General features: G+C 33.3%; 15 protein-coding genes. 13 read left to right on the forward strand and 2 right to left on the reverse strand.

Going from position 1 to position 17299, the window contains the following annotated elements:
• The first annotated feature begins 283 nt into the window (after positions 1-283).
• From F9279_RS09200 to F9279_RS09230, 7 genes are all read left to right on the forward strand, one after another.
• Positions 284-814 (forward strand): copper resistance protein CopC, encoded by a 531-nt coding sequence (locus F9279_RS09200; protein WP_016205127.1) that lies wholly within the window; start codon positions 284-286, stop codon positions 812-814.
• Positions 815-1250: 436 nt separating this feature from the next.
• Positions 1251-1850 (forward strand): copper resistance protein CopC, encoded by a 600-nt coding sequence (locus F9279_RS09205; protein ID WP_016205126.1) that lies wholly within the window; start codon positions 1251-1253, stop codon positions 1848-1850.
• A gap of 3 nt (positions 1851-1853) precedes the next feature.
• On the forward strand, positions 1854-2942 hold the full coding sequence (locus F9279_RS09210) for a copper resistance D family protein (protein WP_152112367.1): 1089 nt from the start codon (positions 1854-1856) through the stop codon (positions 2940-2942).
• A 291-nt stretch (positions 2943-3233) separates the two neighbouring features.
• The gene (locus tag F9279_RS09215) at positions 3234-4187 is read left to right on the forward strand and encodes a cation diffusion facilitator family transporter (protein WP_016205123.1); all 954 of its coding nucleotides are present in this window, start codon (positions 3234-3236) and stop codon (positions 4185-4187) included.
• Positions 4188-4358: 171 nt separating this feature from the next.
• The gene (locus tag F9279_RS09220; RefSeq protein WP_016205122.1) at positions 4359-5927 is read left to right on the forward strand and encodes an IS1182 family transposase; all 1569 of its coding nucleotides are present in this window, start codon (positions 4359-4361) and stop codon (positions 5925-5927) included.
• Positions 5928-6053: 126 nt separating this feature from the next.
• Positions 6054-7085 (forward strand): flavin-containing monooxygenase, encoded by a 1032-nt coding sequence (locus F9279_RS09225; protein ID WP_016205121.1) that lies wholly within the window; start codon positions 6054-6056, stop codon positions 7083-7085.
• Between the two features lie 174 nt (positions 7086-7259).
• Positions 7260-7559, forward strand: coding sequence for an ArsR/SmtB family transcription factor (locus F9279_RS09230; RefSeq protein WP_016205120.1), 300 nt, complete (start codon positions 7260-7262; stop codon positions 7557-7559).
• Positions 7560-7635: 76 nt separating this feature from the next.
• On the opposite strand, the gene F9279_RS09235 is transcribed toward F9279_RS09230, so the two are convergent.
• Positions 7636-9582 (reverse strand): LTA synthase family protein, encoded by a 1947-nt coding sequence (locus F9279_RS09235; protein WP_016205119.1) that lies wholly within the window; start codon positions 9580-9582, stop codon positions 7636-7638.
• A gap of 350 nt (positions 9583-9932) precedes the next feature.
• Here F9279_RS09235 and qoxA point away from each other — a divergent pair, with 350 nt between their 5' ends.
• From qoxA to qoxD, 4 genes are read left to right on the forward strand one after another with little or no spacing between them, the layout of a single operon-like run.
• Positions 9933-10847, forward strand: a complete 915-nt coding sequence (qoxA, locus tag F9279_RS09240) for a cytochrome aa3 quinol oxidase subunit II (RefSeq protein WP_152112368.1) — start codon at positions 9933-9935, stop codon at positions 10845-10847.
• A 50-nt stretch (positions 10848-10897) separates the two neighbouring features.
• Positions 10898-12844: a cytochrome aa3 quinol oxidase subunit I gene (gene qoxB, locus F9279_RS09245; protein WP_016205117.1), complete on the forward strand. Its 1947-nt coding sequence runs from the start codon at positions 10898-10900 to the stop codon at positions 12842-12844.
• Positions 12844-13440, forward strand: coding sequence for a cytochrome aa3 quinol oxidase subunit III (gene qoxC, locus F9279_RS09250; RefSeq protein ID WP_016205116.1), 597 nt, complete (start codon positions 12844-12846; stop codon positions 13438-13440). The genes qoxB and qoxC overlap by 1 nt, the downstream gene beginning before the upstream one ends.
• Before the next feature lie 2 nt (positions 13441-13442).
• Positions 13443-13727 carry a cytochrome aa3 quinol oxidase subunit IV gene (gene qoxD / locus F9279_RS09255; protein WP_016205115.1) on the forward strand — a complete coding sequence of 95 codons (285 nt, stop codon included), beginning with the start codon at positions 13443-13445 and terminating at the stop codon, positions 13725-13727.
• Between the two features lie 154 nt (positions 13728-13881).
• Here qoxD and F9279_RS09260 read toward each other — a convergent pair whose 3' ends face one another.
• Positions 13882-14181: a hypothetical protein gene (locus F9279_RS09260; protein WP_016205114.1), complete on the reverse strand. Its 300-nt coding sequence runs from the start codon at positions 14179-14181 to the stop codon at positions 13882-13884.
• Positions 14182-14525: 344 nt separating this feature from the next.
• Here F9279_RS09260 and F9279_RS09265 point away from each other — a divergent pair, with 344 nt between their 5' ends.
• Positions 14526-14870, forward strand: coding sequence for an ArsR/SmtB family transcription factor (locus F9279_RS09265; protein ID WP_016205113.1), 345 nt, complete (start codon positions 14526-14528; stop codon positions 14868-14870).
• A 198-nt stretch (positions 14871-15068) separates the two neighbouring features.
• Entirely contained in the window at positions 15069-17294 is a 2226-nt protein-coding gene (locus tag F9279_RS09270; protein WP_016205112.1) for a heavy metal translocating P-type ATPase, read from the forward strand.
• Positions 17295-17299 lie beyond the last annotated feature (5 nt).

The raw sequence follows: 17299 nt of genomic DNA on the forward strand, positions 1-17299 counted from the left end.
GTTTTTAACATTTATCAATAAAACCTAATGAAAAATTCTTTAGAAAGATCGTGCTACATTCCTATAATAAATAAGATGCTTCTTTTGTCGCTATAGGGGCAGGATAGTTTAAGTGAATTTCTTCACAAACCTACGAATAGCAGCTACTTTACTTTTTGGATCTGGGTATACTTCCACAAAATAAAAAATATAATGATTGGGTTTCATTAGTTAATGTATTTGTCACATTTCCTTAGATAATACATATGAACATATTAAGAATGCAGAAAGGAGAATATATATCGTGAAAAAATTTCTGTTTTTCGTTTTATGTATATTAATGATATCACCTTCAATTGTTAGTGCTCATTCAGGCATTGTATCATCTAATCCAAAAGAAGGAGAAATATTAACCGAGGAATTCAATCAAATTAACCTTTATTTTAATACAACTATAAACGAAATAAGCACAATGAAACTTTTGAAGGATGGAACCGAAATTTCGTTTATTGATATTGAAGTTAAAAGCAAAAAAATGATTGGAACCTTAACAGAACCTTTAGACAATGGCTCGTATAAGATTGAATGGTATATTGTCGGGAAAGATGGTCATCCAATAAGAGGTGAAATTAACTTTCTTGTACAAATAGAACAAAAAGAGGGAGAAAAAAATACAACTCAGCAAATCACTAATGAAGAGGAAAAAAGCCAAGTCCAAAATAATAATGATGGTATAAGTGAAAATACAGATGACAAAAACATCTTAGTAACATTAATGGGGCTATTTCTTATCTTTGCAATTGTGGTTATATGGTTAATAAGGAAAGAACTTTAACAAAACGCACTTTAAATATTGGTTTTTGTCAGTACTTAAATTACTTACTTTTCAATATAAAGAATTAAATCAAAAGTTAAAGTATGTTATGTGTTTATATAGAAGATGCAGGTAAAAAAGGGAACTTCTGTCCAGTCAGAAGTTCCCTTTTTTACCTGCATCCTTATTTACATATAACTTTCATTATTTCTTTATTGTATTTAAGGACCCGAAGGGTGAGGCATCAAGTGGTGATCTACTAGTGTATCATAATAAGAATGATTCGAATTTTTCAGGCTCGTAAAACGTATGTCCGTATATAATTCATATGTAAAAATAAAACTTCAATAAATAGACACATTTAATAAATTTTAATTTATGTATAATAATGATAGCACTACTAAAATAGTGTTAATGTTTTTTCTACAAATATAATATAAATTCATAGGGGGTTACGATGAAGAAAGTCATTTCTTTACTTTTAGTAGGATTGTTTTTTCTAAATGCAAATAATGCTTTTGCACATACAGGTTTAAAAAGTTCTTCACCAGAAAATGGGGAGACAGTAAAGGAAGAATTTAATCAATTAACACTCACATTTGAGACGAAAATTGAACAGGGAAGTACATTTACTCTTGTGAATTCAGCCGGAAAGGAAATTTCCGTTCAAAATATTGAGTTATCTGATGACCAAATGACTGGAAGGTTGTCTTCACCTTTGGAGAATGATAACTATGATGTAACATGGCAAATTATTGGAGTAGACGGGCATGTTATAGAAGGGGAATATTCATTTATAGTTGATTCGCCTGTTACAGAAGAAGAAAATACTGGTGTAACGGAGGAAAAAGCAACAGATGAATCTGTAACGGAGGAATCCACACAAGACGAATCACAGGAAGAAGTGGATCATTCCTCCATGACTCCTGAGGAACATGCTGCTTATGAAAAGAGAAATTCAGACCCTTCCACTGTTTTAATTCCTGCAATAATAATCTTAGTAGGAATTATCCTTCTTATCATAGCTGCGGCCTTCATTATAAAAAGGAAGAAATAAAAAATGGTGATTATAGGTACTCTTACTCAAGCTTTGTTATATGTTTGTTATGCCATGCTAATGGGGAGCTTTATTCTCGATCTTGTACCTAATAAGCACCGACCAGTGGTGCATGTACCTAAAAAAATATTACTATTCTCCCTCGGGGGGATAGTAATATTTTCATTTATACCCGTTTTGCAACTCATCTTGTACTTAAGTTCATTACGTGGGTTCTTAGAGGCTTTACCTTTGGTTTTATTAACTTTTGAAACAGGGAAATCCTGGTTCTTTTGTTTTATTGTCTCTATTATATTCTTCTTCTTTTTGTTACATTCTGATAATGAAAAGAAGTCGCACAACTTTATAGGGATATTGCTTACCTTTATCTTAATATGTTCCATGGGTTGGTCAAGTCATGCTAGTTCAATAAGTCCGATTAAAGGATTTTTTAGTGATACTGTCCATTTTACAGCAGTCAGTGTTTGGGTTGGTGTAATTCTTGTAGTTAGTTGGTTTTCCAAAGGCGAATCTAATTGGCTTCCATTTTTAAGTTGGTTTACACCAACTGCTATCTTTTGTTTAGGTTTGACAATAATATCTGGTTTTTTATTAATGGACCTTGTTGTTGACTATGAAAGCTACTTTAATTCATGGATGATACCTTATGGGCAAGCATTATTATTGAAACATCTTTTGATTATTCCTTTACTTGTCTATGCAATGATCAATGGAGTTCTTATTAGAAACAAATTAAAAAAAGATATAAAATTTAAGCCGAGGTCATGGGTAAAGGTAGAAAGTATTGTTATATTGTTGATTTTTTCTGCAACAGCGGCATTAGGTCAACAATCACCGCCAAAAGAAACAGCTATTACAAATGAAACTATTTCCAAAATGACTTCACTCTTTTTTAGAGGAGATGTTGTACCTGATATACAGGTGCAAATAAGCATTCATTTAAACAGTATCATACTGTTAATATTTGCTTTACTTTTTTTGGTTTTATTAGTACTTTCCTTTATAAATAAAAGGCATGTGATTTTATCGTTCTGTATGTGTCTCCTGTCCGTTATTAGTTTGTATATTTCATTAATGCTTAGCATGGAATAAAAACTTAATTGGAAGAAAAGTTCCTATTTCCTTCGATCAATTCAATTAATGAATTGATCTTTTTTATCTTATGGATTATTTCCCTTTTTTAATTTAGATTTTACATATTATAGAATTTTTTTGACTTTTAATAAAGACGAGTATATAATAATTATATGAATATATGTTCATATATTGTAATAAGAAGAATATATAACATCTTTTAGTTTCAAGAGTGTGCGCTAAAATACATTCATTTATTTTATTGGGGTAGTATATAATCAGATGTTTTATTAAGGAGGTATTATTATAATGGGGCATGATCATAGTCATAGTCATAATCATACAGGTGGATCAAACAAAAAGGTGCTTTTCATTTCTTTTATTATTATTACGAGTTACATGGTAATTGAAGCAATAGGAGGAGTTGTTACAAATAGTCTTGCGCTTCTATCCGATGCAGGACATATGTTAAGTGATTCCATTTCATTGTTGATTGCACTCATAGCATTTAAATTAGGGGAGCGAGCAGCTAGTCATAGTAAAACCTTTGGGTATAAACGTTTTGAAATAATAGCAGCTGTTATAAATGGAGTTACTCTAATACTTATTTCTCTTTATATCTTTTATGAGGCAATTAACCGTTTTGCCAATCCACCAGAGGTAGCAACAACAGGTATGCTTTATATTAGTATTATTGGTTTACTTGTTAACATATTGGTAGCTTGGATTATGATGCGAAATGGAGATACAGAAAACAATTTAAATATGCGTGGTGCCTTTTTACATGTTATTAGTGATATGCTTGGTTCAGTTGGTGCCATAATAGCTGCATTGCTTATCATGTTTTTTGGATGGGGTTGGGCAGATCCATTGGCAAGTGTATTAGTAGCTGCTCTTATTTTAAGAAGTGGTTACTATGTAACCAAAGATGCTATTCACGTTCTTATGGAAGGAACTCCTTCAAATGTAGACGTAGAGGACATTATTACCACAGTTAGTAAAACACCAGGAATACACTCTATTCACGACCTACACATATGGTCCATCACAAGTGGTTTGAATGCAATGTCTTGCCATGCTGTCGTTGATAAGCAATTAACTATCGCCGAAGGTGAAAATATTCTTCGGAAAATAGAACATGCACTTGAACACAAGGGGATTACTCATGTAACCATCCAAATGGAAACTTTAGCACATAACCATGAAAATTCAATCCTTTGTGAAGCAAAAGGTGAACCAGCCCATGATCATCATCATCATTAATTAGAAAAGAAGAGGCTGGGACATAACCCTCCTCTGAAATGAAAAAGCCTGTGAAATTTTACTCATAGTAAAATTTCACAGGCTTTGATTTACTTTTTTGAAGAAAAATAAGGATCACTTCTGATAAAATAAAGTCACCACAACAAAATCTAATCAGAAAGAAGGATCCTTATGTTTAAAGATTATACCATGAATCAAATCGTTTTACCTTTAGATTTAGAAGTAAAATTACAAAATAATGATATTGCCTTCCATGTCCATCATTTAGTGGAAAGTATCCCTCAAGAAGCGTTTGAACCATTTCTTCGAAATGAAGGTTGTCCTGCCTATCATCCACGCATGATGCTTAAAATTATTCTATGTGCCTACACTCAATCTGTCTTTTCAGGGCGTAAAATGGAGGCCCTATTAAAAGACAGTATCCGTATGATGTGGTTAGCTCAAGGGTATGAACCAAGCTATCGTACAATTAACCGATTTCGCGTTCAACCAGAAGTAAAAGATTTAATTCGTCAATGTTTCATCCAATTTCGCTGCCAATTGATCGAAGAAAAACTGATCGATCAAGAAGCGATATTTATCGATGGTACAAAGATTGAAGCGAATGCGAATAAATTTACGTTTGTCTGGAAGAAAGCGATTGAGAAATTTCATCAGAGTTTAATTGATAAGTCAAACCAGTTGTACAATGAGTTGCTTGAGAACGAAATCATACCCCAAATTGAACGGGAAAGTGATGAACAGCTATCATTTGGAGAGCTCACTCAAATGGTTCAAAAAGTAGACGAAGTAGTGACCGAATATGATAAACAAATTGAAGAATCTTCAGACGTTACTGAACGAAAAGCCTTACGAAGTGAACGAAAATACCCGAAACAAGTGCGTAAACAGTTGATTGATTTTGTCTTGAGAAAACGGAAGTACCAACAGGATTTTACAATCTTTGGACCACGTAATAGCTATTCTAAAACAGATCTAGATGCGACATTTATGCGAATGAAAGATGATTATATGAAAAACGGGCAATTGAAAGCTGGTTACAATGTACAAATCGCAACGGAAGGTCAATATGCGCTTGCTTATAGTTTATTTCCAAACCCAACAGATACACGTACGTTAATTCCATTTTTAGATGAGATAGAGCAACATTATTTCGAGTTACCGAAACATATTGTTGCAGATGCAGGTTATGGTAGTGAACAAAACTTTAGTGATATTCTCTCAAACAGAAACCGAGAAGCACTGATAACATATAACATGTTTTTGAAGGAACAAAAGAAAAAGTACAAACAAAATACATTTAATCCTGATAACTGGGTATATGATCAAGAAACCGATACATATACGTGCCCTAATCAGAAACGTTTAGAATTTCAATATCATTCTGTCCGAACCGACGCTACAGGTTTCCAAAGGAGTTTCAAAATCTACGAGTGCGAAGACTGTTCAGGATGCCCATTCCGTTCATCATGTACCAAGGCAAAAGAAGGAAACAATCGAAAACTAATGGTGAACAAAAAATGGGAACAGCAAAAAGAATATGTGAGAGCGAAGCTTTCAGAAGAGAAAACGAGTGCCATCTATCGAAAACGCAAAACCGATGTGGAACCAGTTTTTGGATTCTTGAAGGCTAATTTGCGTTTCACTCGATTTTCTGTACGAGGAAAATCGAAGGTGGAAAACGAAATGGGCCTCGCATTAATGGCAGTGAATTTAAGAAAATTCACTGCCATTAACTAAGATAATAGAAGAATTAACACGAAAAAAAAGAGAAAAGTGAATTTGAGTACCTCAAATTCACTTTTCTCTTTTTTAGAGGCTAGTTATGTCCCAGCCTCTTGTTATATATTAAGGGGGATAAATACAATGTTGGACACACTAGTTATTGGAGCGGGCCAGGCTGGTATTTCCATGGGTTATTATTTAAAAGAAACGGGTATGAATTTTCTTATTTTAGATAAAGGAAAAGAAATAGGGGAGAGTTGGAAGTCCAGATATGATTCCTTGATTTTATTTACTCCTAGAATATATAGTTCTCTACCTGGTTTTGCAATGGAAGGAGATAAGCATGGGTTCCCTACAAAAGATGAGGTAGCTTCTTATTTGAAACAATATGTTAAAAAGTTTGAACTACCTATTAAATTTCAAACAGTAGTAACAAGTATAACAAAACAAGAAGAGGAATTTGTAGTATGTACAAATAGAGATACGTACACGACACGTAATCTAGTTATTGCCACAGGTCCCTTTCAAACACCTATGATACCGTCATTCTCCAGTGATTTATCTAATGAGATTTATCAAGTGCATTCTTCTCAGTATAAAAATCCACAGCAGTTAAAGGATGGGAATGTCTTAGTTGTAGGCGGTGGAAATAGCGGTGCTCAAATAGCAGTTGAACTATCCGAAGAAAAAGAAACATACTTGGCACATAGTAATAAATTAGTATTCTTGCCATTAATTTTTAAACAAAAAAGCATTTTCTGGTGGTTTGATAAATTGGGAATTTTAAGTGCAAGTAAGAATTCTTTATTGGGAGGGTTCATCCAAAAAAAGGGTGATCCTATATTTGGATTCGAACTGAGAGATGCCATTAAACGAAATAAGGTGAAATTAAAAGAAAGAGTAATGGTTATAAATCGCGATAAAGTAATATTTAAAGATTTATCATCACTAGAAGTTAACAATATTATTTGGGCTACTGGTTTTACAAATTCATTACCTTGGCTGAACATAGATGATTTATACAATAAGGATGGAAAACTAATTCATCAACGAGGCGTTACCAATATTAAAGGTCTATATTTTATAGGTTTACCGTGGCAGCATAGACGTGGTTCTGCTTTACTTCAAGGAGTTGGATACGATGCAGAATATATAGTTGCAAAAATAAAATAGAAAAGTTGTTTAAGGGAAGAGGATGGACTTTACTTGTATAAGATAAAGTGGGTAGAGTCCTCAATAAAAAATAAATTAATTGACAAAGAAAATGTTTTTCAGATATCCTTTATATATGCATATCTGTTCATGTAAGAATATATTTATGTATAGGAAAAGAAGGTGGGGGAAGTGATGAGGAAAGAAGTTCTCTCTTTGTTATCGGATGAGAATATAAAAGGAGTTTCTCAACTATGCAAGGTGTTAACCAATCCAACAAGAATAAAAATCTTATCTTTAATTTACAAAAAGGACTTAACGGTTAACCAAATTTCCGATCGACTTAAAATGTCTAACTCAATGGTTTCTAACCAGATAAACTACTTGAAAAATATAAATTATATCGAGTGCAAAAAAGGTACAGAGAACTTTTATAGGCATGACGATGAGAAATTAATTGTTACCATTAATCGACTTTTAGAGCAATCTTGTTAAAAAGGTTGCTATTAAAATAAATAAAAAATATAAAGAAACCTGATAATCCCAGTGGACTATCAGGTTTCTTTATTAATTACTCATCGTTCTCAAATTTTTTATAAATGTATTGAGAAGGATCGATAGGGGTAAAGTTCTTAGGTGTATAAAATCTTAATAAATCACCATTAACCACTTGGTCTGAAAGGGATAGGATGTTAGCAACCTTTTTTTGAGTTTCAATGGCTTCTTCAATTTTATCAGCTTCTAATAACTCTCCTGTCTCCGAGTTATAAAAATTGTCATCAACTGAGGAAATGGTTGGGCTAACAAATTCACCGTTTCTAAAAGGTACAAGTTGATTATGTTCTTCTGACAGTAAGTCTGAACCAAATTGAATATACTCTTTTGTATCCATACCAAGAAGGTGTAGAAGAGTAGGCAATAAATCTATCTGACCCCCGTACTCTTCTTTAATTCCACCTTCTTGTCCAGGTACACGGATAAATAGTGGTACACGCTGCAAGCCAGCTGATTCAAATGGAGTTATTTTTTTCCCTATAACCTTTTCCATTGCTGAGTTATGGTTTTGGGAGATACCGTAATGATCCCCGTACATAATTATAATGGAATTATGGTATAGACCAGAATCCTTTAGGTAATCAAAGAAATTTTCAAGTGCTTCATCTGCATAGCGGGCAGTTTGAAAATAATCATCTACTGACTTATCACCTGTATTATTTGCTTGGATAGTAGTTTCTTCTTGATTTATGGAATAAGGATAGTGATTAGAAACAGATATAAATTTTGCGTAGAAAGGTTGTTTCAAAGAATTAAGCAATGGAATGGATTTATTAAAAAAGGGCTTGTCCATAATTCCATAATCAGTCATCTGTTCCTCGTTAATGCCACTATAATAGCTTTCATCAAAAAAGTTGTTATAACCTAATGATTTATACATCTCATTCCTGTTCCAAAAACTGCCTGCATTTCCGTGGAATACTGCTGAAGTATAGCCTTTCTGCCCTAGAATACCCGGTGCTGCTTGGTAGGTGTTCCCACTTTTCATGGTAAAGGCTGAACCACTAGGTAAGCCATATAGAGAATTTTCTACCATGAATTCTGCATCAGATGTTTTTCCTTGTGCAGTTTGATGGAAAAAATTTTTAAAATATAAAGTATTTTTTTCCTTCGTTAATGAGTTTAAAAATGGAGTAACTTCTTCTCCATTTAATTTGTAGTTAATAACAAAGTTTTGAATCGATTCTAAATGAAAGTAAATTACATTCATGCCTTTGCCAATACCATAATATTCTGGATTAGGTTTTGCATAATTTGATTTAGTATAATTTATTACTTCCGTCATTTCATCACTTGATGCCATGACCCTTTGGGCAGATGCTTTTGAACTCTGTATGCCATCATAAATAGTGTAGTTATATAACCCCAGATATTTTACAATGTAATTTCGATCGAATCCCCTTGTTAACAATTGTGGTCTGTCAACTTCAGCTAAAACGAGGTTTAAAATAGAAAAAATCATAGTAACTGTAAAAATACCTAGTTTAGTTCTTCTTCTAGGTTCTTTCATATCTATTTTAACTAACCGAAAGACTAGGAAAAGAATAAGAATTAATAAATCTAGAAAAAACAGAACATCATAAGGTTTTAATAATGATAATATACTACCACTTACATCTCCAAAATTTTGAGTTTGGGTTAATGTGGGCAAAGTAATAAAATCGTTGAAAAATCGGTAATAGAGAACATTTACAAAGAGTAACAAAGATAAAAATAGATACATGGAAATTAAGATTAAGTACTTCTTTTTAGCTTTAAATAACATTGAAATACCTAAAAAGAATAATGCTGAACCGAGTGGATTTAATAGTAATAAAAATTGCTGCATTAAGTTGGAAATTCCTAAGTCAAACTGAGTGAACTGGACCAGATACGTTTTTATCCAAAGAAAGAAAACTGATAAGAGATAGAAAAATAAAAAACTTATCTCTACTCTTGTTTCTTTTATAGAGGAGACCCTCATTTTTACACCACCTAATTTAAGAAATATTAATATTAAAAAATGTTTCAAGTAATTATAAGCTTTATCTAAACATGCTTACATGAACATATATAATTATAGAGTATAGAAACAAAAAATTATAGTAATAACCAAACTGTTATGGAATAAATTTCCTTCAATATTTTGTCACATTCCTATGATTTTTATTGTGTTAACATTATGAGAGTAGTGTAATCTAACTTAAAAGGTATAGTTAACACTAAAATGAATAATTGCGCATATGTTTTTATTTAAATATGCTTAAATGTTCATGTATGCATTATTCAGAAAGGAGAAATCAACTTTAATTTTACAAGGAAAGGAAAATAAATATGAAATTAAAAAAAATCTTATATTTTGCAACCTTACTTAGTCTTGTTGTTTTAACGGCATGTGAGCCCTTAATGGTTTTAGATCCAAAGGGACCGCAAGGTCGAATAACTGCAGATGTCATTAAAATTTCCATTTGGACAATGGCAATCGTAGTTATAGTAGTTTTGTCTTTATATTTTTATATGCTTTGGAAATATAAAGCTTCTAAACAATCCAAGGACTATGAACCACCTCATATCGAGGGAAGTATTAAATTAGAAATTATATGGACTGCTATTCCCATTCTGATAGTGGCATTCCTATCTTTTATAACCATTAAGTCAACCTATGAGGTAGAAAATGTACCTAAAGGATACAAGGAAGAGCCGTTAGTAATTTACGCTTCATCTTCCAACTGGAAGTGGCATTTTAGTTATCCAGAAGAAAATATAGAAACCGTTAATTATTTGTTCATTCCTACAGATCGCCCGATTCAGTTTAAGTTATATTCTTATGGCCCGATATCAAGCTTTTGGATACCGCAGCTAGGTGGGCAAAAGTACGCAATGGCAGATATGCTAAACACATTAAATTTAGCAGCCGATGTTCCTGGAGAATATATGGGACGTAACGCAAATTTTACTGGTGAAGGATTTGCTCAACAAACCTTTAATGTTCAAGCAATGTCAAAGGAAGAATATGAAAAGTGGATATCAGAAGTAAAGGATACTGCTGACACGCTAACAGAAGATAAATTTGAGGAGCTTTTAAATCCTGGACACTTAGGTCAGTTGACTTTCAATGGTACTCATTTAGGCTTTTCACCACCACCTCATGATATGAAAAAATCTACTAGCGAAGAGAAAAACGAAGACACAGAAAATACAAAAGATATGGACATGGAGGATATGGATATGGAAGGAATGGACCATTAATTATATATTCTTCAAATAAAATTATTTTTTCTTGAAAGGAGTACTATTACATGGATTTTTTTGATAGGTTTGCTGTTCCCAATCCTGGGCCAACAATCTATGCTTCAATGGTTGCTATAGTCCTTACCATGATAGGCATCCTAGTATTTATTACGTATACAAAGAAATGGGGATATCTATGGAGAGAGTGGCTTACAACTGTAGACCATAAAAGAATAGGGATTATGTATTTAATCTCCGCATTACTAATGCTCTTCCGTGGTGGAGCAGATGCCATTATGATGCGGGCACAAACAGCTGTTCCTGATAATAATTTATTGAATGCTCAGGAATATAATGAAGTATTTACTACACACGGTGTAGTTATGATTATATTTATGGCGATGGCTTTTATAATGGCACTTATGAACTTTGTTGTACCATTACAAATTGGCGCAAGAGATGTAGCCTTTCCTAGGCTCAATGCCGTTAGTTTCTGGTTATATTTCTTTGGAGCTATGTTATTTAACATATCTTTCGTTGTAGGGGGGTCTCCAGATGCAGGATGGTCTTCTTATTTTCCACTAGCGGGTACAGATTTTAGTAAGTCAGTAGGTACCAATTATTACATGATTGCTTTACAAATTTCTGGGATTGGTACATTGATAACAGGTATTAACTTTGTTACTACTATACTAAAAATGAGAGCTCCAGGAATGACTCTTATGAAAATGCCGATGTTTACTTGGTCAGCATTGATTACAAACTTAATTATTGTTTTTGCCTTTCCCATTTTAACAATAGCGTTAATTATGGGGACAATGGATAGACTTTTTGGTACTAACTTCTTCACAACCACTGATGGTGGGATGGATATGCTTTGGGCAAACCTATTCTGGGTTTGGGGACATCCTGAAGTATATATCCTCATATTACCAGCGTTCGGAATATACAGTGAAATAATACCAACATTCGCAAGAAGAAATCTATATGGTTATAAGTCAATGGTAATTTCCATAGTGGCTATATCTGTTCTGTCCTTTTTAGTTTGGGTTCATCACTTCTTCACTATGGGACAAGGCGCTTTGGTTAATAGTATTTTCTCTATCACAACTATGGCTATTGCTGTACCAACCGGTATCAAAATATTTAACTGGCTGTTTACGCTTAGAAAAGGGAAAATTGAATTTACAGTTCCTATGCTTTATTCTTTAGGATTTATTCCTATTTTCACAATTGGTGGGGTAACAGGAGTAATGCTTGGAATGGCCAGTGCTGACTATCAATACCACAATACCATGTTTTTAGTAGCTCACTTTCACTTAGTTATAATTCCTGGGGTTGTATTCGCAATGCTTGCTGGTCTTACTTATTGGTGGCCAAAGATGTTTGGATACATGCTAAACGAGAGAATTGGAAAATGGGCGTTCTGGTTTATTTCGATAAGTGTTTGTGTAGCCTTTTTCCCAATGTTCATATCAGGTTTAGATGGACAAGCTAGAAGAATGTACACTTACTCTGAGTCAACTGGTTTCGGTATCTGGAATATGATTTCCTTTATAGGAGCTCTAGGTCTTTTAGTAGGATTTGTTTTAATAGTTTACAATATTTTATACAGTTACAAAAATTCACCAAGAAATATTTCGTCAGATCCATGGGACGCTCGCTCGTTAGAGTGGGCAACTAAATCACCTGTACCAGAGTATAATTTTGCAATCACTCCGACAGTTGATTCAACCGAGGCCTTCTGGGATTCCAAGAAAAAGGGATACAAACTATTTAGAGGTAATATTGAAAAGATTCACATGCCAAATAATAGTGGCATGCCATTTATTTTTGGATTCCTATTTTTTATTTGGGGCTTTGCATTTGTATTCGCACTTTGGATACTTTTAATCCTAGCAACAGTAGCTATATTTATTTGTTTAGCATTGCGTTCCACTGAAAAAGACAATGGAAGGTATATCTCTAAGGAAACAGTAGAAAAAATTGAAGACTCGTTGGGAGGTCCAAAATAATGAAGATTGATAATTCATTGCCTCTTGAATATAGTACCCAACAAAATCGCTTAAACATTCTTGGTTTTTGGATATTCCTTGGTGCAGAAATAGCACTATTTGGAACGCTTTTTGCCTCGTATTTTACACTTGTAGATCGGACAGGAAGCGGGCCAACTGGTGCAGAAATATTTGAAATTACACCTGTTGTTATTGAGACAATATTGTTATTAGGAAGTAGTTTTACAATAGGATTAGCTATAAATGCGATGAGACTGAAGAAACAAAAAGCTATGCTTGCATTTTTTGCGGCAACTCTTGTACTTGGTTTAGCATTTTTAGGAGTGGAAATTTACGATTTTGTTGTCTACATTCATGAGGGAGCAACTTTACAAACTAGTGGCTTTACTGCAATCCTATTCACTCTTTTAGGAACGCATGGAGCTCACGTAGCGTTCGGTATTTTATGGGGTACATTAATCATACTACAAATAAAAAGAGATGGGATAAATGAAAGGACAGCCAATAAAGCATTTATTTTCTCTCTTTACTGGCACTTTATAGATGTTGTCTGGATATTCCTTTATAGTTTTGTATTCTTGAAAGGGATGATGTAAATATGAGTGAATTATTTCCTAAAAAACATGTTATGGGCTTTCTCTCTTCTTTAATACTTACCGCCATAGCATTGACTGTTTATTTTTTTGACCTTTCATTTGCTATGGGTTCTACCATACTGTTAATAACAGCTTTTATTCAGGCTTTGGTACAACTAGTAATTTTCATGCATGCAGGTGAATCAAAAGACAAAAAAGTCATATACACTAGTATATATTATGGTCTATTTATTGCGATTGTAACTGTTTTCGGAACACTGCTCGCTTTAATATGGGGATATTATTAAAAAAGAGTACTACTTTACTCTAACCCGTTCCATTTTATAAAATTTAACAACTTTTAGATCAATAATGATAAAAATACAAAAGGCATGGTTAATACCATGCCTTTTGTGTTTTAATTAAAAAATAATTATCTTTTACTTTATTGAACAAATATAATTATTGTTCATGTGTCCAAGTAACTGATTGACCAGTTTTAGGACATGATGGAAACTTGTCTCCTTGCTGTAGCACCACATGTTCGCCATCCGCATCTATATAATGTCCAGACTCCATAACAGTATCTCCTGTTTGATGAGTGTGACTAGCATGTGTCCAAGTTGTTTCCTTTCCTGTATTGGGGCAATTCGGAAAAGTATCTCCTTGAATTAGTTCCTGTTTTGCTCCGCCTGCATCTATATACTGGCCAGATTCTTTTACAGTTTCCCCTGAGTGATGATGATCAGTAAAGTGACTCATAATTCATACCTCCATTTTTAAAATTCACTACAGACGTTATTTTTTTCTGTTAGGTATTAAAATATACATTCAAAGATTTCATTTACCATGTAACTCTAGAGTTTTTGAGTTATAGTTTGAAAAATTTGGTACAATTTTTTTAATTTTTAATTTTTAATTTTGCTGTTAATTATATACTCCGCCTTTTTAATGTGAATATAATTTAGTTTTAATGTAATTATAATTGTTACTAAAGGGAGTTAATCTATACTATAGTTGGTTAATAACATTTAGAGCATCTAAAGAAGGGTGTTTGAAAAAATATGCTATAATAGTAAGAAATTATTACCAAGGAGTAAGAATTTATGGAACATTTAGGTGAAGATAAAGATTATAATGGTTCTACAACGGATTACTATAATAATAAATTAGATGAAGAAACTCTTTTTATCGTTTCTCAAACTTTCAAGGCTCTTTCTGAACCAACAAGGATTAAGATATTACATCTACTTTCAGATAAACCACACTCAGTAAACGAAATTGCTGAAAAGTTACAAATGCTGCAATCTACAGTTTCACATCAATTAAGTTTTTTGAAAAATCTTCGCCTTGTAAAATATAGAAGAGAAGGAACGACCATTATTTATTCATGTGATGATGAACATGTTATGAGTGTTTTAAATCAAATGATAGATCATGCCCAACATTAACAATTCCATAAAGGAATGTGTTATTCAATTTGAAGGATGGGGATTTTTCCTTCCCCATCTTCATCTAAGGATAAAATATAAATTGATATTGACACAAATGCAATTGTGTACATATAATTTATATATGATTATATGTATATCTGTTCATATATTTACAATTCGGAAATTGGGGTATATCTATATAGGAGGGGTACATCTATGGGAGAAGGAAAACATCAATTAAAAAGGGAATTTACCTTAGAAGGTTTAGATTGTGCAAATTGTGCCATGAAGATTGAGAGAGGTGTTTCTTCTATAAACGGGGTTAAAGAATGTAATGTTAATTTTGCAACCCAGACTATATCTTTGCAATACGATAAAGAGCAAGAGGTAGAGATATTAACGAAAGCAGAAAAAACAATTACTCGTCTAGAACCCCATGTTAAACTTTTAGAGAAACAAAAAAGGCAGAAGAAAAAAGCTCAATCACACTCAGGTGAACATACCCATGAACATGTCCATGATCATAATCATAATCATGATCACGACCACGGGCACTCACATGCTCATGGGCATACCCATGAACATGGAAGTAATGATCTAAAGAAAATGATTAGCAGGTTAATTATAGGAGGCATTATTTTTGGATTGGGTATCTTTGCTCCATTAAGCGGGACTTTAGAATTGGTAACATTCTTAATTGCTTATCTAATAGTGGGTGGAGATATTGTTCTTCGAGCTATAAAGAATATAACTAGAGGACAGGTGTTTGATGAACACTTTTTAATGGCTTTAGCAACTATTGGAGCTTTTGCGATTCAAGAGTATCCAGAAGGTGTAGCAGTAATGTTATTTTATCAAGTTGGTGAGTTATTCCAAAGTATCGCTGTTAATCGTTCTAGGAAATCAATTAGCAGTTTAATGGAGATTCGTCCTGACTATGCAAATATTAAAATAGGTTCAGAAATAAAAAAAGTCGACCCTGAGGAAGTTTCTATTGGGGACATTATTGTAATAAAACCTGGCGAAAGAGTGCCCTTAGATGGCGTGGTCTTAGAGGGTACATCTAGTGTCGATACGTCAGCGTTAACAGGGGAGTCAGTCCCTAGAGATATTGAAAGTGGTAATGATGTACTAAGCGGATTCATTAATAAAAATGGATTTTTAACTGTAAAAGTTACAAAAGAGTTTAGTGAATCCACCGTTTCTAAAATCTTAGAGTTAGTACAAAATGCAAGCAGTCGTAAAGCTCCAACAGAGAACTTTATTACGAAATTCGCTAGGTACTATACTCCGGTGGTTGTAATAATAGCTGTTTTATTAGCTGTAGTACCTCCGATATTAATGCCTAGTGCTACATTTTCCGAGTGGTTATATAGAGCGTTAATCTTTTTAGTTATTTCTTGTCCTTGTGCTTTAGTTGTCTCTATACCTTTAGGTTTCTTTGGCGGAATAGGCGCAGCTTCAAAAAAGGGTATCTTAGTAAAAGGAAGTAACTATTTAGAGGCTTTAAATGATGTGAAGTATGTGGTATTTGATAAGACTGGTACTTTAACTAAAGGTGTATTTGAGGTTGTTTCTATTCATCCGGCTAACGGGTTTACAGAAGCTGAAATAATAAAATATGCTGCTTACGCAGAAGCATATTCTAATCATCCAATAGCAGAATCCATTAAAAAGGCTTATGGGAAAGAAATACAGGATGACAGTATTAAAAGTTATAATGAAATACCAGGCCATGGAATTTCAGTCATAATGGACGGTAAAGAAATATTAGCTGGAAACCATAAACTAATGATGAAAGAGAATATAAAGTATCACAACTATAGTGAAATTGGTACGATTGTCTATGTAGCTTATGATAAGAATTTTATCGGATCTATTGTCATTTCGGATAAGATTAAAGAAGATTCTCCTGAGGCAATTCAATCATTAAAACAACAAGGGATTAAAAAGACAGTAATGCTAACTGGAGATGCAAAATCAGTTGGCGAGCAAGTTGGAAATATCCTTGGAATCGATGAGGTACATTCAGAACTTCTTCCTCAAAATAAAGTGGAAGAGATTGAAAAATTAGATGCTGCCAAGAATTCTAAAGATAAGATTTTGTTTGTTGGTGATGGGATAAACGATACACCTGTATTAGCTAGAGCAGATGTTGGTATGGCAATGGGTGGATTAGGATCAGATGCAGCAATTGAAGCTGCAGACATTGTAATAATGACTGATGAACCATCTAAAATAGCAACAGCAATAAAACTTGCTAAGCGGACTAGAAGTATTGTTTGGCAAAATATCATATTCGCACTAGGAGTAAAAGCGATCTTCTTATTACTTGGAGCTTTTGGAATTGCTACGATGTGGGAAGCAGTATTTTCAGATGTAGGTGTTACCTTACTTGCTGTTCTGAATGCAATGAGAATATTAAGAGTAAAAAACATTTAATCATT

Source organism: Bacillus sp. B1-b2 (assembly GCF_009183415.1).
Classification (GTDB): Bacteria; Bacillota; Bacilli; order Bacillales; family Cytobacillaceae; genus Niallia.